This window comes from Halorientalis sp. (genome assembly GCF_028275115.1).
Lineage (GTDB): Archaea > Halobacteriota > Halobacteria > Halobacteriales > Haloarculaceae > Halorientalis.
This window is the reverse complement of sequence record NZ_JAQCNH010000039.1, coordinates 62189-83311: the sequence shown is the minus strand read 5'-3', so window position 1 is coordinate 83311 and position 21123 is coordinate 62189. Positions and strand designations below refer to the sequence as shown.

22 protein-coding genes are annotated in these 21123 nt (G+C 65.3%); 13 read left to right on the top strand and 9 right to left on the bottom strand.

Annotation, left to right across the window (positions count from 1 at the left end):
* Positions 1 to 74: 74 nt before the first annotated feature.
* Positions 75 to 605 (top strand): SRPBCC family protein, encoded by a 531-nt coding sequence (locus tag Q0964_RS06385; protein ID WP_299264894.1) that lies wholly within the window; start codon positions 75 to 77, stop codon positions 603 to 605.
* Positions 606 to 618: 13 nt separating this feature from the next.
* On the opposite strand, the gene Q0964_RS06380 is transcribed toward Q0964_RS06385, so the two are convergent.
* Positions 619 to 1317, bottom strand: coding sequence for a halocyanin domain-containing protein (locus tag Q0964_RS06380; RefSeq protein WP_299264891.1), 699 nt, complete (start codon positions 1315 to 1317; stop codon positions 619 to 621).
* A 99-nt stretch (positions 1318 to 1416) separates the two neighbouring features.
* On the opposite strand from Q0964_RS06380, the gene Q0964_RS06375 reads away from it, so the two are divergent.
* From Q0964_RS06375 to purL, 4 genes are all read left to right on the top strand, one after another.
* Positions 1417 to 1833, top strand: coding sequence for a DUF7541 family protein (locus Q0964_RS06375; protein WP_299264888.1), 417 nt, complete (start codon positions 1417 to 1419; stop codon positions 1831 to 1833).
* A 78-nt stretch (positions 1834 to 1911) separates the two neighbouring features.
* On the top strand, positions 1912 to 2175 hold the full coding sequence (locus tag Q0964_RS06370) for a DUF6684 family protein (RefSeq protein WP_299264886.1): 264 nt from the start codon (positions 1912 to 1914) through the stop codon (positions 2173 to 2175).
* Between the two features lie 157 nt (positions 2176 to 2332).
* Complete coding sequence (locus tag Q0964_RS06365; protein WP_299264884.1) at positions 2333 to 4192, top strand: cytochrome c oxidase subunit I; 1860 nt, start codon at positions 2333 to 2335, stop codon at positions 4190 to 4192.
* Between the two features lie 87 nt (positions 4193 to 4279).
* Positions 4280 to 6424, top strand: coding sequence for a phosphoribosylformylglycinamidine synthase subunit PurL (gene purL / locus Q0964_RS06360; RefSeq protein WP_299264881.1), 2145 nt, complete (start codon positions 4280 to 4282; stop codon positions 6422 to 6424).
* On the opposite strand, the gene Q0964_RS06355 is transcribed toward purL, so the two are convergent.
* Both Q0964_RS06355 and Q0964_RS06350 read right to left on the bottom strand, forming a co-directional pair.
* Positions 6425 to 6916, bottom strand: coding sequence for a cupin domain-containing protein (locus Q0964_RS06355; protein ID WP_299264879.1), 492 nt, complete (start codon positions 6914 to 6916; stop codon positions 6425 to 6427).
* A gap of 57 nt (positions 6917 to 6973) precedes the next feature.
* The gene (locus Q0964_RS06350; protein ID WP_299264876.1) at positions 6974 to 7159 is read right to left on the bottom strand and encodes a DUF7550 family protein; all 186 of its coding nucleotides are present in this window, start codon (positions 7157 to 7159) and stop codon (positions 6974 to 6976) included.
* 109 nt (positions 7160 to 7268) lie between these two features.
* Here Q0964_RS06350 and Q0964_RS06345 point away from each other — a divergent pair, with 109 nt between their 5' ends.
* The 4 genes from Q0964_RS06345 (at position 7269) to Q0964_RS06330 (ending at position 10820) form a co-directional block, all read left to right on the top strand.
* Positions 7269 to 7400, top strand: a complete 132-nt coding sequence (locus tag Q0964_RS06345; RefSeq protein WP_299264873.1) for a hypothetical protein — start codon at positions 7269 to 7271, stop codon at positions 7398 to 7400.
* 70 nt (positions 7401 to 7470) lie between these two features.
* On the top strand, positions 7471 to 8286 hold the full coding sequence (hisF, locus tag Q0964_RS06340; RefSeq protein WP_299264871.1) for an imidazole glycerol phosphate synthase subunit HisF: 816 nt from the start codon (positions 7471 to 7473) through the stop codon (positions 8284 to 8286).
* 253 nt (positions 8287 to 8539) lie between these two features.
* Positions 8540 to 9511, top strand: coding sequence for a phosphomevalonate decarboxylase MvaD (mvaD, locus tag Q0964_RS06335; RefSeq protein WP_299264868.1), 972 nt, complete (start codon positions 8540 to 8542; stop codon positions 9509 to 9511).
* 64 nt (positions 9512 to 9575) lie between these two features.
* Positions 9576 to 10820, top strand: a complete 1245-nt coding sequence (locus Q0964_RS06330; RefSeq protein WP_299264865.1) for an NAD(P)/FAD-dependent oxidoreductase — start codon at positions 9576 to 9578, stop codon at positions 10818 to 10820.
* On the opposite strand, the gene Q0964_RS06325 is transcribed toward Q0964_RS06330, so the two are convergent.
* From Q0964_RS06325 to Q0964_RS06310, 4 genes are all read right to left on the bottom strand, one after another.
* Positions 10817 to 12031 carry a chemotaxis protein CheW gene (locus tag Q0964_RS06325; RefSeq protein ID WP_299264862.1) on the bottom strand — a complete coding sequence of 405 codons (1215 nt, stop codon included), beginning with the start codon at positions 12029 to 12031 and terminating at the stop codon, positions 10817 to 10819. The two genes, Q0964_RS06330 and Q0964_RS06325, sit on opposite strands and share 4 nt — an antisense overlap.
* A complete protein-coding gene (locus Q0964_RS06320) occupies positions 12028 to 12927 on the bottom strand; it encodes a ParA family protein (protein ID WP_299264941.1) in 900 nt (299 codons plus the stop codon). Before Q0964_RS06320 ends, Q0964_RS06325 begins: the two co-directional genes overlap by 4 nt.
* A gap of 67 nt (positions 12928 to 12994) precedes the next feature.
* Positions 12995 to 14479, bottom strand: coding sequence for a cysteine--tRNA ligase (gene cysS, locus Q0964_RS06315; protein WP_299264860.1), 1485 nt, complete (start codon positions 14477 to 14479; stop codon positions 12995 to 12997).
* 56 nt (positions 14480 to 14535) lie between these two features.
* Positions 14536 to 15090 carry a DUF7523 family protein gene (locus Q0964_RS06310; RefSeq protein ID WP_299264857.1) on the bottom strand — a complete coding sequence of 185 codons (555 nt, stop codon included), beginning with the start codon at positions 15088 to 15090 and terminating at the stop codon, positions 14536 to 14538.
* Positions 15091 to 15466: 376 nt separating this feature from the next.
* Here Q0964_RS06310 and Q0964_RS06305 point away from each other — a divergent pair, with 376 nt between their 5' ends.
* The 3 genes from Q0964_RS06305 to Q0964_RS06295 all read left to right on the top strand — a co-directional run bounded on the left by Q0964_RS06305 (position 15467) and on the right by Q0964_RS06295 (position 17138).
* Positions 15467 to 16357, top strand: coding sequence for a CbiX/SirB N-terminal domain-containing protein (locus Q0964_RS06305; protein ID WP_299264854.1), 891 nt, complete (start codon positions 15467 to 15469; stop codon positions 16355 to 16357).
* A 96-nt stretch (positions 16358 to 16453) separates the two neighbouring features.
* A complete protein-coding gene (locus Q0964_RS06300) occupies positions 16454 to 16825 on the top strand; it encodes an ArsR/SmtB family transcription factor (RefSeq protein ID WP_299264851.1) in 372 nt (123 codons plus the stop codon).
* Between the two features lies 1 nt (position 16826).
* Entirely contained in the window at positions 16827 to 17138 is a 312-nt protein-coding gene (locus Q0964_RS06295; protein WP_299264849.1) for a DUF7521 family protein, read from the top strand.
* Positions 17139 to 17195: 57 nt separating this feature from the next.
* On the opposite strand, the gene Q0964_RS06290 is transcribed toward Q0964_RS06295, so the two are convergent.
* Positions 17196 to 18419 carry a LolA family protein gene (locus Q0964_RS06290; protein ID WP_299264847.1) on the bottom strand — a complete coding sequence of 408 codons (1224 nt, stop codon included), beginning with the start codon at positions 18417 to 18419 and terminating at the stop codon, positions 17196 to 17198.
* Positions 18420 to 19465: 1046 nt separating this feature from the next.
* Here Q0964_RS06290 and Q0964_RS06285 point away from each other — a divergent pair.
* Complete coding sequence (locus Q0964_RS06285) at positions 19466 to 20548, top strand: DR2241 family protein (protein ID WP_299264846.1); 1083 nt, start codon at positions 19466 to 19468, stop codon at positions 20546 to 20548.
* Here Q0964_RS06285 and Q0964_RS06280 read toward each other — a convergent pair.
* Complete coding sequence (locus tag Q0964_RS06280) at positions 20545 to 21123, bottom strand: DUF7524 family protein (RefSeq protein ID WP_299264845.1); 579 nt, start codon at positions 21121 to 21123, stop codon at positions 20545 to 20547. The two genes, Q0964_RS06285 and Q0964_RS06280, sit on opposite strands and share 4 nt — an antisense overlap.

Below are 21123 nucleotides of genomic sequence, written 5' to 3'. Positions count from 1 at the left end.
TCTTACCCCAGTGGCTCTGGACTCCGGCGAGTCGTCTGCAAAATACTTACGGACCGCTCGGTCCCAGAGACGGTGTGGATAGAGTTGAGGTCAGTACCATCGTCTACCTGCCGCCCGAGGAAATCTACGAGTTTCTCGAGGACTTTCCCGGGTACGCGAACTACTCCAAATACCTCAGGGAGGTTCAGAGCGACGGCGACGGCACTTCGGGGACGCGCTACTTCCTCACCTTCGCCTGGTGGAAACTCACCTACACCGCCCACTCCAAGGTGACCGACACCGACCGGCCGAACCGGATCGACTGGGAGATTACGAAAGACATCGACGCCGAGGGCAACTGGACTGTCGAACCGATCCCGGAGGAGCGCGCCGACAGTCAGGAACACGCCTGTCGTGTCCGTCTGACCGTTACGTTCCGACCGGATTCCGCGGACTCGGGCGTGCTCGACCTCCCACGATTCGTCTCGATGGACTGGGTGGTCGAGAAGGTAAAACCGAAGATTCAGGCGGAGGCCGAACGGGTCGTCGAGCGAATCGTCGCCGACCTCGAAGGTCGTAATCGTGAAGTCGACCTCGAAATCCACACGGTCGACACGTCAGTTTGAGCGGTCCCGACGGTTAGTCCGGCGTCTCGTAGTCGCCGCCGTACTTCATGAAGATGTATGACAGGCCCAGTGACGCGCTCATGACGACCGCCGTCGCGACGCCGATGGTCTTGGCGCTTCCCGGCAGGGCGGGGCCGCCACCACCGCCACCGCTCGCTGGCTCTACGGTCGGGTAGTCCGTCCCGACGACGACCGAGCCGAGCATTCCCAGGCTCTGGTGGGGGCTACAGTAGTAGTTGTAGATGCCGTCTTCCTGAAAGGTCAGTTCGTACATGACACCCGAACCGCCAGCAGGCGAACCGGAGTCGATCGGTCCCTCGTCGGCGACGACGTTGTGTGAGCCGCCGTTACCGGTCCACTCCCACTCGACGGTCGCGCCGTTGTCGACGCGGACGCCCGCCGGCGTGAAGCCGTAGCCCTGGTCGCCGGTCCCGACCTGTACCGTCACAGTGTCTTGGCCGGTCTTGTCCGTGACCGAGCCGTCGTAGGTGTTTGCGTTGTCCAGATAGCCGCCGAGGTCTGGAATGCCACCGCCCTCGGTTCCTTTGGGGGCACTCGTCCCGTTGGCCCCCATTCCGTTTGCCGTTGCAGTCCCACCCGCCTCGGTGGTCTCTTGGGCAGTCGCCGTGCCCGTGACGCCAGCGGCCGCAGCGCCGCCCGCCGTCGCCATCAGGAAACCCCGTCGTGACACGTCCTCCGAACGGTCGCTCATGTCCGAGCGTTAGCATGGGGTGGTAGTGAATATGTTGATTCCAGACTCCTCACAGCGAGGTTTCGATGCGTCTTTTACCCGCCGGCCATACGACGCTGTATGGAAGAGCAACCCGGCCTGAGCGATCAGTACCGGAAAGCCAGCCCGTGGCCAATGTTCGTCGCGCTTGGGTTCGTACTCTCGGAGGTCGGCATCATCGTCGGTATCTTCTCGATTGCCGTCGGCGGCCTCCTGTTGTTCGGTGGGAGCGTCGCCGGAATCCTCAAAGAATCGGCGTACGCCGACACGCTCTGGGGTTCCCTGCTCGCCTTCGGCAGCGTCCTCGCTGCCATCGGCGTCAGCGTCGTCGGCTGGCGGGTCGGTGTCGCGCCCGGCGTCCTTGTCGACGTAATCGCCGCGCCCGGTGACTTCGGGCTCCTCGTTCCGCGCGCGCTCGCAGTCGCAGTGGCCGGAATCGTGCTACTGGCCGCCGGAGGTACCGTCCAGGCGCTCGAACGGAGCGCCGACCCCCGATAACGGGATTCGGCCGCGGACGTCACGCACTGGCGCGACGATTCCGACAATCTATTTATCGTCGTCGCTAAATCGTTGCACATGCTCCCGAGTACATTCGACCGTGATACCCTCCTCGACCTCACGGTCAACATGATTCCGCTTGGCATCCTGCTGTTTTTCATCGTCGCCTTCGGACTGGTCAACCCGTTCGGCTGGGACAACGTCATCTCGTTGCTCCAGTTCGGTATTCTGATCATCGCCTTCGTCCTGCTGACCGTTCTGACGTACTACTCAGGGAAAGCAATCTCCGAAGCCGAGGCCGAAACCGAGACCGAAGTACGAGACGAGGACCACTCAGACTGACCGGGCGTTCGGTCGCTCTGTTCTCGCAGGTGCTCACCGGCCGGAAGTTACGCTCTCCTGACACCCCTGTATCGCCGCGCCGTCTCCGGACGAACACGTTCCTAGAGGACACAAAGGGAATCTTTCTTTAGCCCCCAGTACTGAGGCCCAAGTATCAATGGCTGCAGAACAGCTCGCACTAACGGTGTTGATGGGCGTGTTCCTCATCGCCGTGGCGGCGTTGCTGACGCGAATCGAGGACTGGCGCTCGTACACGCCACTCGCCGGTGGGGGCGCTCTCGGCGAGGAAGCGGGGTACGGGCACGATGAAAAGCCCGGTGGAATCGTGCGGTGGCTCACGACCGTCGACCACAAGGACATCGGAATGCTGTACGGCACCTACGGTGTGCTGGCATTCGCGGTCGGTGGTCTCATGGCCTTTCTCATTCGGATGCAGCTCGTCGTCCCGAGTGGGGCGGTCATCGAGAACGGCTTCTACAATGCCATTCTGACCAGTCACGGCATTACGATGCTGTTCCTGTTCGGGACGCCGATTATCGCGGCGTTCTCGAACTACTTCATTCCGCTTCTGATTGGGGCCGACGACATGGCGTTCCCGCGGATCAACGCCATCGCGTTCTGGCTGCTCCCGCCCGGCGCACTGCTGGTCTGGGGCGGCTTCCTCATTCCCGGCATCGGAACCGCACAGACCTCCTGGGTGATGTACCCGCCGCTGTCGGTCGAACAGGTCCAGATGGGTGCCGACCTGATGATGCTCGGCCTGCACCTGACCGGTGTCTCGGCGACAATGGGGGCGATCAACTTCATCGCGACCATCTTCACCGAGCGCGGTGACGATGTCACCTGGGCGAACCTCGACATCTTCTCGTGGACCATCCTCACCCAGTCGGCGCTGATCCTCTTCGCGTTCCCCCTGCTGGGTTCGGCCCTGATCATGCTGCTGTTGGACCGGAACTTCGCCACGACCTTCTTCGCCGTCGAGGGTGGTGGGACGATGCTCTGGCAACACCTGTTCTGGTTCTTCGGCCACCCCGAAGTGTATATCCTCGTGCTCCCACCGATGGGGCTCGTGAGCTACATCCTGCCCCGGTTTGCGGGCCGGAAGCTGTTCGGGTTCAAATTCGTCGTCTACTCGACGCTAGCCATCGGAGTCCTCTCGTTCGGTGTGTGGGCACACCACATGTTCACGACCGGGATGGACCCACGCCTGCGAGCTAGCTTCATGGCAGTTTCGTTGGCAATCGCGATACCGAGCGCGGTGAAGACGTTCAACTGGATCACGACGATGTGGAACGGGAAGATCCGGCTGGCGGCACCGATGCTGTTCTGCATCGGGTTCGTCTCTAACTTCATTCTGGGCGGTGTCACCGGCGTGTTCCTCGCATCGATTCCGGTCGACATGGTGCTGCACGACACCTACTACGTCGTGGGTCACTTCCACTACATCGTCATGGGTGCTATCGGCTTCGCCGTCTTCGCGGCCATCTACTATTGGTTCCCGATCTTCACCGGTCGGATGTACCAGCGGACGCTGGCGAAGTGGCACTTTTGGCTGTCGATGATCGGCACTAACATCACGTTCTTCGCCATGCTGGCGCTTGGTTATCTCGGCATGCCACGCCGGTACGCGACCTACGAGTTCGACGCCACGGTCGCACCGCTGGCGACGACCACGACGTTCCACCAACTGGCCTCGCTGGGCGCGGTCATCCTGCTGATCGGCCAGTTGATCTTCGTCTGGAACATCGTCCAGTCGTGGCTCGAAGGCCCACACGTCGGCTCGGACCCCTGGAACCTCAAGGAGGAAGCGCCGGAACTGTTCGGTCGTGAGTACATCTGGCACGAGAACCGGCAGGAAACCCAGATCGCCACCGACGGCGGCGAAGGTGAGGATGTCGCTGCCGACGGCGGCGAACCCGTTGAGGCCGACGACGAGAACGGAACCTCCGCGGACGTCCGGTCCGACGGCGGCGAACCCGCCGACGGCGACGAGGCCGCCGAGCAGGCAGGCGACTGACGACGCGACCGCTGTCCTCGATTTTTTCGCTCTGTCGGACGCGCGACATGGAAAGCGATTTAGCCGACCTGTGGCTACGCGGGCACAATGAGTCTGTCCGATCAGGACCGCGACCTCGTCACTGCGGAACTCGGTCGCGAACCGACGCCGGCCGAGGCCGCGCTCTTCGAGAACCTCTGGAGCGAACACTGCGCGTACCGCTCCTCCCGACCGCTGCTTTCGGCGTTCGAGAGCGACGGTGAACGGGTCGTCGTCGGCCCCGGGGACGACGCGGCCGTCGTCTCCCTGCCCGACGGGGAGACCTACATTACGCTCGGTATCGAGAGTCACAACCACCCCTCCTACGTGGACCCGTTCGACGGCGCAGCGACCGGTGTCGGGGGTATCGTCCGGGACACCCTCTCGATGGGAGCCTATCCCATCGCACTGGCCGACTCTCTCTACTTCGGTGGCTTCGACCGTGAACACTCTCAGTACCTCTTTGAGGGCGTCGTCGAGGGCATCAGCCACTACGGCAACTGCATCGGGGTCCCCACGGTGACGGGAAGCGTCGCCTTCCACGACGGTTACGAGGGCAACCCGCTGGTGAACGTCTCCTGTATCGGCCTCGTCGAAGACCCCGACCGGCTGGTCACCGCCGAGGCACAGGAACCGGGCAACGAACTGGTCCTCGTCGGCAACGCCACCGGCCGGGACGGACTGGGTGGGGCCTCCTTCGCCAGTGAGGACCTCGCGGAGGACGCCGAAACCGAGGACCGGCCGGCGGTGCAGGTCGGTGACCCCTACACGGAGAAACTCCTGATCGAGGCCAACGAACTGCTGGTCGACGAGGGGCTCGTCGAGTCGGCCCGCGACCTCGGCGCCGCGGGTCTCGGTGGTGCGACCAGCGAACTCGTCGCCAAGGGCGGGCTCGGTGCCCATATCGAGTTGGGCCGGGTCCACCAACGCGAACCCGACATGAACGCTCTGGAAATTCTGCTCGCAGAGTCCCAGGAGCGGATGGCCTACGAGGTGACGCCGGAGAACGCGGACAGAGTGGCCGAGATCGCAGAACGCTACGACTTGGGCTGTTCGGTCATCGGCAACGTGACCGAGGGCAACTACGTCTGTGAGTTCGAGGGCGAGACGGTCGTGGACGCACCTGCGGCGTTCCTCGGCGACGGCGCGCCGTTCAACGACCTGGAGTCGGTCGAGCCGAGCCAGCCCGAACGGGACCTCCCCGAGACCGACCTCGTCGACGCATTCGAGGCCGTCGTCGGGAGTCCCAACACGGCCTCCAAGCGGTGGGTCTATCGGCAGTACGACCACGAGGTGCAGGTTCGGACCGCGACGCCGCCGGGCGACGACGCCGCGATTCTCGCTGTTCGCGAAGCTGAAACCGGCCTGGCATACTCGGCCGGAGCCGACCCCAACTGGACGGACGCCGCGCCCTACCACGGCGCACGGGCGGTCGCACTGGAGAACGCGACCAACGTCGCCGCCAAGGGGGCCATCCCGCTCGCGGCCGTGGACTGCCTCAACGGCGGCAACCCGGAGAAACCCGACGTGTACGGCGGGTTCGAGGAGATCGTCGACGGTCTGGCCGACATGTGCGCCGAACTCGACGTGCCGGTCGTCGGTGGCAACGTCTCGCTGTACAACGACTCCAACGCTGGCCCCATCCCGCCGACGCCGACGCTCGCGCTGGTCGGGACCAAAGACGGGTACGAGGCACCGCCGGCGGCGCTCTCCGGTGACGGCGAGATACTGGTCGTCAACGACCGGGCGCTGTCGGGCGAGGTCGAGCCTCGACTGGGCGGGTCGGAGTATCTCGCCCAGCACGGGGGCAGCGACCGGTTCCCGACCCTGCCCGACGACCCTGCCGCATTCGTCGAGACGCTCGCGGACGTAGCCGATTACGAGGCGACGCTCGCGGCCCACGACGCCAGCCACGGCGGCCTCGCCGTGACGCTCGCGGAGATGGTCACCGACGACGCGGGCGCGGACGTCTCCCTCGACGACGACGCGTCCGCCGCTGAATACCTCTTCCACGAACAGCCCGGGCGCGTCGTGATCGAGACCGACGACGCCGAGGCCGTCGAAGCGGCCTTCGAGGGCGTCGCACCCGTCGAGCGCGTCGGTTCGGCCGACGACACGGGTGCGCTGTCGCTCTCCGTCGGCGACCATGCGCTCGACTACGACGACAGTAGGGTCGGCGAACTGCGGTCTGCCATCGAGCGACAGCTGGAGTAATCAGTCTTCGCGTTCCGCCTCGGACCAGTACTCGACCCTGCCGTCCGTCGGGTAGTATCCCTCGAAGGTTCGCTCGTCGCGGCCGCCGGGTGGCGAACCGACGTAGACGCCGAACTTCTCCATCTCGGGGTAGATCGTCACGTCGGGCTCGTTCATCGTCGAGACCGCAAGATAGCGCAGCGTCTCCTCGCCGTCGTTGACGACGCGGTGGCCACCTGACTCGTCGGCCGGCAGGGTGACGAAATCGCCCGCCTGGAGCTCGTGTTCGCCATCTTCGGCCCGGAGCAGGCCGTCGCCGGCGAGCACATAGATCGCCTCCTCGTTTGCGGTGTGGTAGTGGTAGGGCCACGAGCGGTTGCCCGCCGGCAGTTCGTAGAGGCTACAACCCAGGTCGTCTGTGTCGACGGCCGTACCGAGTTCCTTCCGGTAGAACGTCGCCTCCTCCCGGTCGTACTCCTTCCAGTCCAGTTCGGACTCGTTGACTTTCCGCATACGGACGGGCGTACTCCCACCAGTCGAAAATAACTACGGACGGTCTGGGACCGTCTCTCAGAGCAAGAAGGGGATACCGAACGTGACCGTGAGGCCGATCACGAGGACGACGAATCCGAATCCGACCTGACTCCTCGCGTAGTCGCTCTGTGGGGCGGTGCTACGTAGTGGCGGTTCCCCGTCGGGAATATCGGGACTCTCTGGGTCGTAGTCCGGCCGATCTTCGTCGTGGTCGTCACTCATACTACTGAGTTCGCGGTCGGCACACTTCGGTGTGTTGGAACCGTGGCCCGCGCGACTCAGCGGCCGATACGCGGCGAGCGGTAAAGTGGAACACCGCCTACCCCGGTGTATGTTCGGAGCCGAGCTCGTCGCCGGACTGGCACTGGCTGTACTGCCCTGCATGATCGCACTCTTCTACGCGTTCATCCGCTTCGAGCCGACCGACGAACACCTGGCTGAGGCCGACGACGTCTCGCAGTAACCTCCGCGCCGGCGGCGAGTGTGGGAATCAGACGGCTTTTGTCGGGTGGTGTCGTAGCCTCGCACAACCGATGACCCTCACGAAGCGGATTATCCCGTGCATCGACGTGGACATAGACGACGAGGGCAACGCCGCCGTGTACACCGGCGTCAACTTCGAGGACCTGAAGTACACCGGCGACCCGGTCGAGATGGCGAAAAAGTACAACGAGGCTGGCGCCGACGAGTTCGTGTTCCTCGACATCACTGCCTCCGCGGAGGGGCGGGAGACGATGCTCCACGTCGTCGAGTCCATCGCCGACGAGGTGTTTATCCCGCTCACCGTCGGTGGTGGCATCCGCACCCGCGAGGACATAAAGGAGACCCTGCGAGCGGGCGCGGACAAGGTCTCGGTCAACACCGGCGCACTACAGCGCCCGGAACTCATCGAGGAGGGCGCGGCGGCCTTCGGCAGTCAGTGTATCGTCATCAGCGTCGACGCCCGCCGCCGGTTCGACGAGCAGGGCGATCACTACGTGGAGGTCGACGGTGAATCCTGCTGGTTCGAGTGCACCGTCAAGGGCGGCCGCGAGGGAACCGATATCGACGTGCTCTCGTGGGCAGAGGAGGCCGAGGAACGTGGCGCGGGTGAACTGTTCGTCAACTCCATCGACGCCGACGGGACCAAAGATGGCTACGACATCCCGCTGACGAGAGCGGTCTGTGACACCGTCTCGACGCCGGTGATCGCCTCCTCGGGCTGTGGTGGTCCCGAAGATATGCACGAGGTGTTCACCGAAGCGGGTGCCGACGCCGGACTCGCGGCCTCTATCTTCCACTTCGGTGAGTACTCAATCGCGGAGACGAAGGGCCATCTGGACGAGCGTGATGTGCCGGTGCGGCTGTAGGATCGAGTCGTCGCCCCGAGCGCGAGTGAGACGAGCGCTCGGTTTTTTCGCCCACGTTTTTGCCGGGAGCGGTGACCGCCGGTCACCCGAGCGGAAAAAAGGTGGATTCGGACGAGCGTGATGTGCCGGTGCGGCTGTAGGACCGAGTCGTCGCCCCGAGCGCTCTGCGCCGGGAACCACGGCACTCGGTGCCACGGGCGCTGACGACTGGGAAAGAGGAAAATGCAAAGGCCCAGTGCGCTAATCGGGGCGTATGAAAGCGACGGCGAAGGCACATCCGATAGAGGGGTTGGTGAAGTATCACGGGATGCGCGACGAACAGCTGCGCCAGCCGTACCACGACTCGGTCAGCGTCTGCACGGCACCCAGCCACACGAAGACGACAATCGAGTTCGAACCCGACAGCAACGACGACGTGTTCCTGATCGACGGTGAGGAAGTCGAGGGGCGGAGCCGCGAGCGGATCGAGAGCGTCGTCGACCACGTTCGTGACCTGGCGGATATCGACCACGCCGTACGGTTCGAGTCCGAGAACGACTTTCCGACGAACATCGGTTTCGGGTCGTCGTCGTCCGGATTCGCGGCCGCTGCGCGGGCGCTCGTGGGCGCGACCGATCTCGACATGACGCTGCCGGACATCTCGACGGTCGCGCGCCGTGGGTCTGCGTCCGCTGCGCGGGCGGTAACGGGTGCGTTCTCGCATCTCCGGACCGGAAAGAACGACGCCGACTGCCGGTCCGAGCGCATCGAGACCGAACTGGAAGAGGGCCTCCGGATCGTCGGCGCAGAGGTCCCCTCGTACAAGGAGACGGAGGAGGCCCACCGTGAGGCCGCCGACAGCCACATGTTCGAGGCGCGGATGGCGCACATTCACGGGCAGATCGACGAGATGCGCGACGCGTTGCTGGCGGGCGACTTCCACAGGACGTTCGAGTTGGCCGAACACGACTCGCTCTCGCTGGCGGCGGCGACGATGACCGGCCCCGCCGGGTGGGTGTACTGGCAGCCCCGGACTATCGAAGTGTTCAACACAGTTCGTGAACTCCGCGAGGCGGACATCCCGGCCTACTTCTCGGTCGACACTGGCGCGAGTGCCTACATCAACACGACCACCGACCACGTCGACCGCGTGGAGGGCGCCATCGCCGACTGCGGCGTGGACACGCGTGTCTGGGAGGTTGGCGGCCCCTCGCGGCTGCTCGACGAGGGCGACGCGCTGTTTTAGGGTCCGACTCGCTGGACCCGAGGTGGGGGAGAGCTTTAGCCTTCGGCGGCCCAACGAGGTGAGCATGAACGTCGCAGTTTTCGGGGCCGGGTACGCCGGACTGACGCTCGCTCGCCGGCTGGAACGAGGGCTGCCGCCCGCGGTGAACCTGATCGTCGTCGACGAGAGTGAGGACCATCTGGTCCAGCACGAACTCCACCGCGCGATCCGCTGCCCTACCATCGCCGAGGATATTATGGTTCCGCTTGCGGAGTGCCTCGAGCGCGCCGAGATTCGGCAGGCACGGGTCACCGACGTGGACGCCGACGCGGGCGTCGCCACGCTCGACGATAGGAACGAACTCGTATACGACGTGGGCGCGGTCTGTCTCGGCTCGGCGACGGCCTTCTACGACCTGCCCGGTGTCGAGGAACACGCGACGCCGCTGAAGCGGCTCACCGACGCCGAACGCATCCGAGCGGACGTACTCGACGGCGTAGACGCCGGTGGCGCGCGGGTCGTCGTCGGGGGTGCCGGACTGTCGGGAATCCAGGTCGCCGGCGAACTCGCCGCGCTGGCTCGCGAGGAAGGAGCGAGCGGGTCGGTCGATATCACGTTGCTCGAACAACAAGAGACCGTCGCGCCGAGCTTCCCCGAGCGGTTCCAGCGGGCCGTCGGTGAACAGCTCCGCGACCGCGGGATCACGGTCCGGACGAGCGCCCCTGTCGAGGGGGCCGACGCGGACACGATTACGCTGGACGACGGCACAGAACTCGACTACGACGAGTTCGTCTGGACTGGCGGTATCCGTGGTCCGGACGCGCTGGCTGGCGACCGACCGCTGGTCCGAAGCCGCCTCCAGCTGGCCGGCGACACGTTCGTCGTCGGCGACGCCGCACGCGTCGTCGACTCGGACGGCCAGGCCGTCCCTGCCAGCGCACAGGCAGCCATCCGCGAGGCCCGCGTCGCCGCGGCGAACATCGAGAAACTCGTCGACCATCGCCTCGAGGGTGACGCCGGTGGGTTCGAGCCGCGACTCGACGATTTCCAGTTCGACTCGCCAGGCTGGCTGGTCAGCGTCGGCGACGGCGCAGTCGCGCAGTTCGGTGCGACGGTCCTGACCGGCCCAGCCGCAGTCGCGCTCAAAACGACCGTCGGCGCCGGTTACCTGACGTCGGTCGGTGCGGTCAGAAAGGCGGTCGGGCTCATCGGCGAGGAACTGGACCTCGACATCGACCCGGACGATGCCGACGACGTGACCGGCGGCGAAGCGGTGGACGCAGGAGTGGGGACCGTGGACGTGGACGGGGAAAACGACGCCGAGAGTTAGGACGACGAGGAGTTCGACGCGAGGTCGGGGGTCGTCCAGACGATGAAGTCGTCCTCGTCCTCGCGGTTGATGACGCCGTTGATGTGTTCGTCGTTCTCGTCGGGTGACTCGTTGACATCCTCGTCTGTGACGGGCGTGACCTGGCGTACCTCGTCGACGACCCAACCAAGGTGACCCTGCTCGTCCATCTCCTCGGAGTCGAAAACGACGATGAGTTCGCCGCGACCGTCGTCGTCGACGGCGAGCGTGTCCTTGGGGTTGATAATGGCCGTCACCTGTCCACGCAGGTCGACCACTCCTTCGACGTGGGACGGCGAGTTGGGAACCCGCGTCATGTTCTCCAGTTCGACGATCTCCTCGATGTACTCGATGTCGAGGCAGAATCGCTCGTCACCCAGATCGAACTCGAGAACGCGCGTCTGGTCGGCTCCGTGAGCCGTGCGCCGGCCGGCCGCGGCCGCTCGTGCCGCAGCGACGGTCCCCTCCGCGTTCAGCATCGACTGCTCGTCGTCCTCCGAGACTGTCGTCGCCTGATCGGGGATGGCGAACGTTTCGGTCCCCGAAAGCGCGTCGACGGCCTCGGCCGCGCCCGCCGAAGACACCGACTCCGTGACACCCGACTGCGGTGACGACTGTCCGCCCGTCTCGGTCGCCGCGTTTGCCGATGCCGTCTCGCGGTCGTCGCCGCCCTCGCTCGCTCCGTTACGCTGGTCAGCGGAGTCGTCGGTGCCCGTGTCCTCGAACTCGAACCCGCTTGTTTCGACGGCGTGTTCGTCGTCGGTACTGGCGAACTGGCCGCGACCGTCAGCACCGGCAGTCGAGGCGTCGGTCGTCTCCTCGGACTCCGCGACGCCAGCGGACCCGTCCGCCGTGGATTCGAACGGCTCCGGGTCGTCGTCGGCCGCCGACGAGTCCCCGGGTGGGTCGACCGTCTCGTCGATGGTTGCCGTCGAACCGGCCGTCCGTCCGCTCCCGTCCGCCGTCCCGTCGGCTACGGTGTCGCCGTTGGCGGTTTCCGACTCGGCTGTGCTCCCGGCATCCGTGACCGCGTCGGACGCGTCGGCCCGCTCGGCTTCAGCCTCGCCGCCGTCCGTAGTCGCGTCGGACGTCTCAGCGTCGTCGCCGTCCGCGGGTGTGCGGCGTCGTCCTTCGCGCATCTCTCGAATGCGATTCGCCCGTTCCATCCGGTTGTTAGTGTCCTCGTCGGTCATTGTGGTATCTCCTCGGCGAAGCCGTACTGTCTGTCGAGGTCGGCGGCGATCTCCAGGAACCGGTCGGCCATGTCCACCGCGGGGTCGTGAGTGAACAGTGACTGGCCACTGGAGAAGGCTCGCTGGAGCGCGACCCGTTTGCGGATCGACCAGACGGGCACGTCCTCGAACACTGCCTCCAGCCAGTCCAGCATCTCTGCGTCCTCGTTCGTCGACTCGACCCGATTGGCGACGACGCCGACTTCACGCACACTCTCGCCGGTGCGGTCCTCGAGGGCCGCGATCTGGTCGAACAGGAGTTCGATGGCCCGCTCCGACGTTGCCTCGGTCAGCGCGGGAATCAACACGTTGCCCGTCGCGTAGATGGCGGTGTCGGTCAACTGGCCGTAGAACGGTGGCGAGTCGACGACGACGTAATCGTACCCCGAGAGTTCCGCCAGCACTTTCTCCAGCCCGTCTAGCGCCGTTTCCCCGCTGAACGTCTCCGGCCCGACGTTGATCGTCAACGGTTCCAGCACCGCAGGGTCAACACCAAGCGACGGGTCGGCATCAAGTGTGGCCATCACGTTCGCCAGCGTCAGTTCGTGCTCGGCCTGGAGCATGTCGATGTTACTGGGCAACACGTCCATCTCGTCGTGTGGGACGATCAGGTCGTGAACGGCCGACCGCTGCTCGGGGTCGGTCAGGACGTCGAACAGCGTGGGCGGTGCCGCGTCGTACGCCTCGACGAGGCCTAACCCCTCCGTGGCGTTACCCTGTGGGTCGAGGTCGACGAACAGCACGTCCCGTCCGCGCTCGTTCAACGCGCCCGCGACGTTGATCGCCACCGTTGTTTTCCCCGTCCCGCCCTTGGCGTTGGTCACACAGAGCGCCGCGGGACGGTCGTTTCGATACATCGGCACTACCGTAGCTGGGTTACGCCATCTTATAAAAATCCGCTCCCGATTCTCAATTGTTGTATCTTCAGTCGAACCGGGCGACTGGTCCGTCATCGGTATCCTCGACCGTCGCGCCCAGCGCTTCGAGTTCGTCCCGTAACTCGTCGGCCCGTTCGTAGTTGCCCGCCTCGCGCTCCCGTTCGCGCACGGTGAGTATCAGGTCTGCGAGTTCCGTTGCGACGCGCACGTCACCGCCGCCCTCGCCGCCGAAGTCGAGGCCGAGGACGCTCTCACCGAGGTGTTCGAAGGTTTCGATGGCCCGGCGCAGTCCCACGTAGTCGTACTCGTCGTGGTCGTCGACGTGACGGTTGACCGCGCCGGTCAGGTCGAGCAGGGCCGTCGTCGCCTCGCGGGTGTTGAAATCGTCGTTCATCGCCGCGGTGAACGCCTCACGGACCGTCGCGACCGTCTCCCGGAGCGTACCGTCCTCGACGGTCGTGTGTGCGTCGACGCTGTCGGCGGCCTCGACGGCCCGCCGATGGCCGGTCTTCAGTCGCTCCCAGCGTTCTCGGGCCTCGGCGACCGTCTCCGTGCTGTATGTCGCCCTGCTGTGGTACGCCGTCGAGAGCAGGAAGGTGCGCGCGACGTTCGGACCGTGTTCCCCGACGAACTCCGCGACGGTCGAGAAGTTCCCCAGCGAGGAGGACATCTTCTCCTCGCTTGTTTCGAGCAGGCCGACGTGGAGCCAGTAGCGGGCGAACTGCTGGCCGGTCGCGGCCTCGCTCTGGGCGATCTCGTTCTCGTGGTGGGGAAAGACCAAGTCCTGCCCGCCGACGTGGATGTCGATGGTGTCGTCGAGGTGGGTCGTGCTCATGGCCGAACACTCGATGTGCCAGCCGGGTCGTCCCTCGCCCCACGGTGAATCCCACGTCTGGGCGGTCTCGCAGGCCGCCGCCGGCGGGTCGGCGCCCTCGTGTTGGTGGTCGGCGATGGCGTCGGGGTCGACGCCGTTTGCCTTCCAGAGCGCGAAGTCTGTGGGGTTGCGTTTCTCCGAGCGTTCGTCGGGGTCGCCCTGTGCGTCGAGTTCCTCGGGGTCCTGGTTCGAGAGTTTCCCGTACTCGTCGAAGGCAGTCACGTCGAAGTAGACCGAGCCGCTCACCTCGTAGGCGTATCCGCGCTCGATCAGTCTCTCGATAAGCTCGACGATTTGGGGAACGTGTTCCGAGACGCGGGGGTAGACGTCCGCTCGCAGGAGATTCAGCGAGCGCATATCTCGAATCACCTGCTGGACGTAGGTTCGAGCCACGTCGGCCTCGCTCTCGCCGTCCTCACCCACGCGTGCGACGATCTTCTCGTTCACGTCGGTGAAATTCTCGACGTGGCGCACGTCGTAACCGAGGTGTTCGAGCCAGCGGTGCATCACGTCGACGTGCACCCAGCCCCTGGCGTGGCCCAGGTGGGCCGGGTCCGATGTGGTGAGGCCGCAGTAGTAGAGCAGCACCGAATCGGAGTCCTGCGGCTCGAAGGCCTCGCGCTCGCCGGTGAGGGTGTTCGTCACGCGAAGAGTCATTACCGGAATGGAGCGCGGGCGACGATTTCAATGCGTCGGAAACCCACTACCGGGACTCAGTCGTCCCTCGCCGGCGCAGTCGAAAGCGCCGTCTCGACCGCCCGGACCGCGTCGGCACCGGCCCGACGCTCGACAACGACGAGCAGCGCGTCATCGCCGACGCCGGCGGCCGTCACCGCCACCTCCTCGGCCCGGAGGCGGTTCAGGACGTGCGCGAGGGCCGCGGCATCTACGTCTCCGCTGGCCAGGATGCCGGTGAGTTCGCCCCCGGCGGGGACCAGCGACGCGTCGCCGACTGTCAGTAGCGCGTCGGCAGTTTCGCCACTCTCGACCACTCCGAGTCCGCTCTCCATGCTGACCCGGGCGTCGGTCCCCTCGGGGTCGTAGCCGGGCAGGTCCTCGGCGTAGCGGCGGAGTGCGGCCACGACGGCCTCCTCGGGAGCGGTAGCGGCCGAGGGCTCGTCGGACTCCAGTCCGACGGTGTCTCCATCCTCCCCGCCGAGGTCGAGAAAGCGGGCGGCGGCGGTGTAGTTGACGACCCCCGCCCGCAGCCCGTCGTAGAGGAACGGATGAGCGCGGACGGCCTCGCGTGTCCGAGCAGCGAGCGACATACCGCATCCCCGTCCGGCAGGCCTAAAAACGCCCTGCCTCGACGGGCTAGTAAAACGCTCGGCCGTTCGTAGCAGTCAACCCATTCTCACGGGGAGAACCCACACCGACGTGTCGGGGGGAGTGCCCGACCGAACATGCCACGTCGGAGACCACGACTCCAAACTGCACGGGGCACTGTCTGTACAAACGATCTATCAGCGGTGCCTGCACCCACGACCTCGAACGGTCACTACTCGGGCGCTTCCCGAGAATCTTGGGCAGGCGTGCTCGTTCGGCACCGACTGAGCCGGTCTGCTCGCCGTTCGGCTTCCGCTGGCCGGACAGTTCTGCGGCGATATCCGAACCCCTAAGACTCGGCTGGCCGTACTAACGACTATGCAAGCGCTGGTCATCGCGGCCCACGGGTCGCACCTCAACTCGGAGTCGAGTACACCGACGTTCGACCACGCGGACACGGTCCGGCGGTCGGGCGGGTTCGACGAGGTCCGTGAGAGCTTCTGGAAAGAGGAACCGCACTTCCGTGAGGCACTCCGGACGGTCGAATCCGACGAAGTCTATCTCGTCCCGCTGTTCGTCAGCGAGGGCTACTTTACCGAGCAGGTCATCCCCCGAGAGTTCCGACTGGAAGACTGGGACGTCGACCAGTGGGAGTCCAACGGCACCGGCGCCACGCAGACCACGCTGACGGCGACCGACACGGGCCAGACTGTCCACTACTGCGGTCCCGTCGGGACACACGACGCGATGAGCGACGTAATCGCCCAGCGCGCGGAGTCGGTCACGGGCGATCCCGAGGTGGGCGAGGGGTTCGGCCTCGCCGTCGTTGGCCACGGCACCGAGCGCAACGAGAACTCGGCGAAGGCTATCGAGTACCACGCCGACAACATCCGCCAGCGGGACCGTTTCGACGAGGTGAAGCCCCTCTACATGGACGAGGACCCCGAAGTCGACGACGTGACCGACTTCTTCGACAGCGAGGACATCGTGGTGGTCCCCTTGTTCATCGCCGACGGCTACCACACCCAGGAGGACATTCCCGAGGATATGGGACTGACCGACGACTACCGGACGGGTTGGGAGACGCCCGCCGAGGTCGACGGCCACCGGGTCTGGTACTCCGGGGCAGTCGGTACCGAACCGCTGCTGGCAGACGTGGTACTTGAACGGGCGGCCGACGCCGGTGCCGACGTACACGACGCCATCGAGCGGGTCCGTGAGGAGACTGGGACCGGTACCGGTGAGGAGCAGGCGACCGCGGACGACTGACGGGCGACAGAGCGGCCGCCACCGCCCGTTGTGCCCGTTTTCTGACCTGGAAAGTGACTGAGGGCTTTTAATCCCCACTGGTTCTATGCTGGACTCGTGAGTGAGGATTGGGAGTTGGCCGAGGTCCTCGACCTGCTCAGCGACGAGTACGCCCGCTCAATCCTCGCGGCAACGAGTGTCGAACCCATGTCCGCTAAACAGCTCTCCGAACAGTGCAACGCGTCCCTCCCGACCGTCTACCGACGGATCGAGTGGCTCCAGGAGTACGAGCTAATCGAGGAACGCACGAAAGTCGAACTGAGCGGCAACCACCACAAAGTGTACTCGGCGACCCTCGACGAGTTCGCCATGGACCTCGAAGACGGTGGGTACGAGGCTACCGTCGAACGAACCTCTCGGGCCGAATTCCCCGGCGAAGACGCCGACGACACTGCCGACCGATTCACCAAAATGTGGGAGAACCTCTAAGATGTCGGCAGTCGACCAACTCGCGTACTGGACGATAATCGCCCTCTCGGCCGGCTCGGTCATCGTTGGGAGCTACGTCGGTTATCAGGCATACCGCGGCTTCCGTCGTCACGACAGCCGACCGATGCAGTACCTCTCCATCGGCCTGTTCCTGCTCACGGCTGTAGCTTTCGGGCTCTCCTTCGTCGGCTCGGTTCTCCTCCGGATGCAGGTCCTCCCGCCACGCACGTTCCAGCAACCGCTGACGCTGTTGACGCGGTTGCTCCAGTTCGTCGGCGTTTTTTTCATCGCGTACTCGTTGCACAAACGGTAATCCGGACGGGCCGACACTCGACGGCGGACAGTGACGCCGGACGCCCGGCGTTGACACTCACTCACAGCCGACCGATCTGGCGATTTCGACCAGTAACTCCGGTGCGACGGCACGGCCGGACACCTGGTGATTGTAGCCGTCACACGACCACGAAACGTAGTTGGTGTAGCCCACGCTCACGTTCGCCCGCTGGCCCGCGACCTTGACCGACCGGTCGGGCGTCGGCGGATAAAAGAGCCCGTCGACCTTCGAGACGGAAATCTCCATACTGTCGTTGACGTACTGCTGGCCGACGCTCGCGACGCGCGGGCTCTCGGTCCTCGACGCGAACTGGAGTCGGAACGACGACGGGAGGTCCGGCGCCGGCACCGAGACGTTTGTCACCCGCCGCAGGGCCGCCGTCGACGCGTAGAAGTCCTGCTGTGGCGTGTCCTCCCGCTCGACGGAGACGTTCGTGGACGGATCGAACCGGAAGACCGACTCGTCGAACCCCGTATCGAACGTCACGTTCTCGTAGACGACCGTCTTCGCGTGCTCGACACCGTCCGACTGCCACTCCGAATGACGCTTGAGCGGGAAGAACCACTCCGCGTCGACCCAGAGTGTTTGCCGGAATCCACCTACCATCGACCCGTTGCGGGGCGTGATACTCAGGACGTAAACCGTCCGACCGTCGACCGTCTCGGTGCCGTTGTAACTGACGGCGAAGGCCGCGTTTCCAACGGTATCCCGTCGGTCACCGGCCTGTGGCCCGGACACACCACCGGACTGTGGGACGGCCGGCAACGGGTTGATGCCTGGTGTCGGTGTCGCGGCGGTCCGGTCCGTGCCTCTCGTCACGTTCAGCCGGGCGAACAACCGCTCGATGCGCTCTCCCTCTGTTCGTTGCGCCGACAGATTGGGATTGCTTAGCGTGAGGCGCTGCACCCCGCCGCTGGTCCGATTGCGCCACCACATTACAGAGCCGTTTGTCACGGTCAGATTGTGCCGGTGGTGGGGTCCGGCCAGTAACTCCTCACGAAACTTGTCGGTCCCGGGACGCATAGCGACGCGGTGGACAGACCGACTGACGCTGTCACCGTTTCTGTTGATCGTGGTTCGTGTGGCATTGACACCGCTGATTGCGGCGTACTGCTCCGAGGCGTTCGACCCGATCTGCTGTGGGGCGGTCCCATCAGGGCTGCCCGTCGACAGAAATCCGACTGCGAGAACGCCCCCCACGAGCGACAGCAGACACGCCCCCACGACGATCCGTTTCGGTGTGACGGTTCCGCGAGACATCTGCTCGTTCGACTAGAGGTTCAGACGCGTTGATAGTCGTTTCGAGACGCGCAGTTCCGGGACACGCCATCGACCTGGCCATCTCGACCAGCGGTGGTTTCGAGGCGAACCGGCCGCTGACGCCGTACCGGAGCGTCTCACGGGCCACGAGACAGTCCGTGTCAGTCCGGCCCCTCTGTACCGTCCCGTTCGGTCCCCGATCCGAATCCGTTCGCCCCGCCGCGTGTCGTTTCCGGGGCGTGCCGACTCGTCTGTCACGAGTGCCCTGACGACCAACTGCGACGTTTCGCTCCGGTCGGTTAGCCCTACCGACTCGACGTACTTCGAGTCCGTCGTCCGTTTAAAAAAAGCGTGAAACCCGGCGGCACCGCCGGCGTGGTGACCTCGGCCGGTGCGTTTTCGACCATCTCCTCGGAACCGTCGTAGCTCCGTGGGCCACCGAGGTCGCTCCGCGTGACGCTCGCGTCCACCGGCGGTTCGAGGGTCAAGGCCCCTCGGGGGAATCCGTCGGTGACTGTCAGGCTTTGGCACGCGACCGACGAGGTGAACAGGTTCACACCGGCGCCGAACGCGGCCGTTGTTTCACCGGAAAGAACGTCCCCGCGTCGACCCGCAGCGTTCGTGAGACGCTTCTCGTCGCGTCTTCGCGGGGTCACACGTCGAGGACGACGGCAGCCGTCGTCGTGGAGCGCTCGTCGAACGGCACGACGCGAGAGACAGATAGCTCTCTTATACCAGCAGTGCCGGCAGGCGTTCGGGTAGTCATTCGTGGAAACGTGGTGGGCTGGGTGGCGGTTGCAGGCGAGAGAGGGCCGAAGCGTGGAGGGCCGAAGCATGGTCGCGGGCGACCGGTCGGTGACAGGGCGGCAACCGACGACAGTCAACGTGAGACCATGCATGTCTTGCTACATTCCCCTGTATAAAAAAGGGGGAATCGGCGTTTCCAGGCCGGAAGTTCGGCCCAAAATATAAGTACGAGAACGGGACTGCCGATGAAGCGGGACGGAACGACGGAGTTTATTCCACTGGCACCATATCGTTCGGACATGACCGAGACGGCGGTTCGCCGGCTGCGGGAAGCCGCGAGCGAGGATGGCGTCGATTGTGACGGCCTCGAAGCGGAGGCGACGGACGCGGGTTATCGCTTCCGAACGCCCGAAACAGACCGTGAGGGGCTCTCCGAGGCCGAGTTCGAAGATGCCGCGACTGACAACTTGGCGTACGTCACGAACTGGGACTTCTGGACTCGCGTCGCGCCCGACGCGCCCGCCGACCGGGCGTACCTGCGCTGGCTCGAAGGTGTCGAGGATCGGTCGGTTCCGGACCGCTACGACCGACTGGCAGAGGGCCTGACCCGCGAGTGGGGGCAACTTCGCCTCGGCGTCGAGCGCGACGACGGCCGACGACAGTACGAAGTCCGGCACGTCGACGACGCCGACACACCGGTCGACGACCTGGTTCGACACGACGACCCGCTCGACGCGCGCCAGATCGCCAAACACGACGAGCGCGACCGGTACCGGCCGCTAAAGACCGCACCGACGCTCCAGTCGGGCTGGGTGTTTCCCGCCCTCGACCCGGAAGAACTGGTGCAGACAGTCGATTTCTTCTACCCGGCGACGGTCGTCAACTGGCACCGCGAGCGGGAAGGCGACCTCGACGTGGACGACTGGCGCGAGACGATGGAACGGCAGTCGGGCATCTACGGCGTCATCCAGACCTGGGACCGCGGGGAGGGCTACGAACACGTCAACTGGGTGGCCGAGGCCTGTTGTGACGACTCCCAGTGTCTCAAGCGACGCGAGTGGGAGTACGACGAGGAGACCGACCTCGACGTGGACGGCGGCGACGGTCAGTTCCCCTGTCGCGAACCGTGTTCGCTCGTCGTCTCCGCCGCACGCCAGTGGACGAAACTCGAGGGCGAACAGTCACAGACCTACGAATTCGACCTGACGCCCAGTGAGAAAGACCAGATCGAGGCCCTCATCGACGCAGTCGCGGACAGCCGGACCGACGAGATTCGCGAAGCGGACGTGTACGACGGTGCCAACCGCTACCGCGCACGATACCTCCGGGCGAAGTTGTTCGACGACGACGGGGAACTCCCTGCCGTCGAGACCGAGGATTAGCGGACGAGCAGATAGCCGGCCAGCAAGACGGCGACGAACACGACGACCGCACCGGCGGCAACCAGTCCGCTCTCGAAGACCGTCGCCGCCCCGACTGCGACGGCGATGGCCAGCACACCGAGTGCTAGCACGGGCAGCGCCGCCTCATCCGCAAGCGTCGGTCCCGTGGGCGACGGCTCCCTCTCGCCACCGATGTCGTCGCGTTCACCGCCGCCGGGTTCCGCGAGACTCTCGTCGACTTCGACCGTCCCGGTGTCGTCGGGTTCGGTCAGGTCTACGTCGACCCACCGCGTCGTCGCCCCGTAGCCCGCTGAGAGCTTGAGCTTCCCGTGGACGACGCCGCGCTCGTGAACACTCACTGGAATGTCCCGCCTGCTGTTTGCCTCGACGTAGTAGTTGGTCTCCTTGAGGGAGGCGACCGCCGAGAGGTTCTCGTCGAGGTGAACGTGGACGCGGCTGGCGTTCCCGTGGTTCCGGACCCTGACGACGAACGAATCGTCGGTTTCGATGGACGCCGGGACGTTCAGGGAATTGCGCTCCCGGCGGTTCACGTCGACGGGTAACTCCTCGGGCAC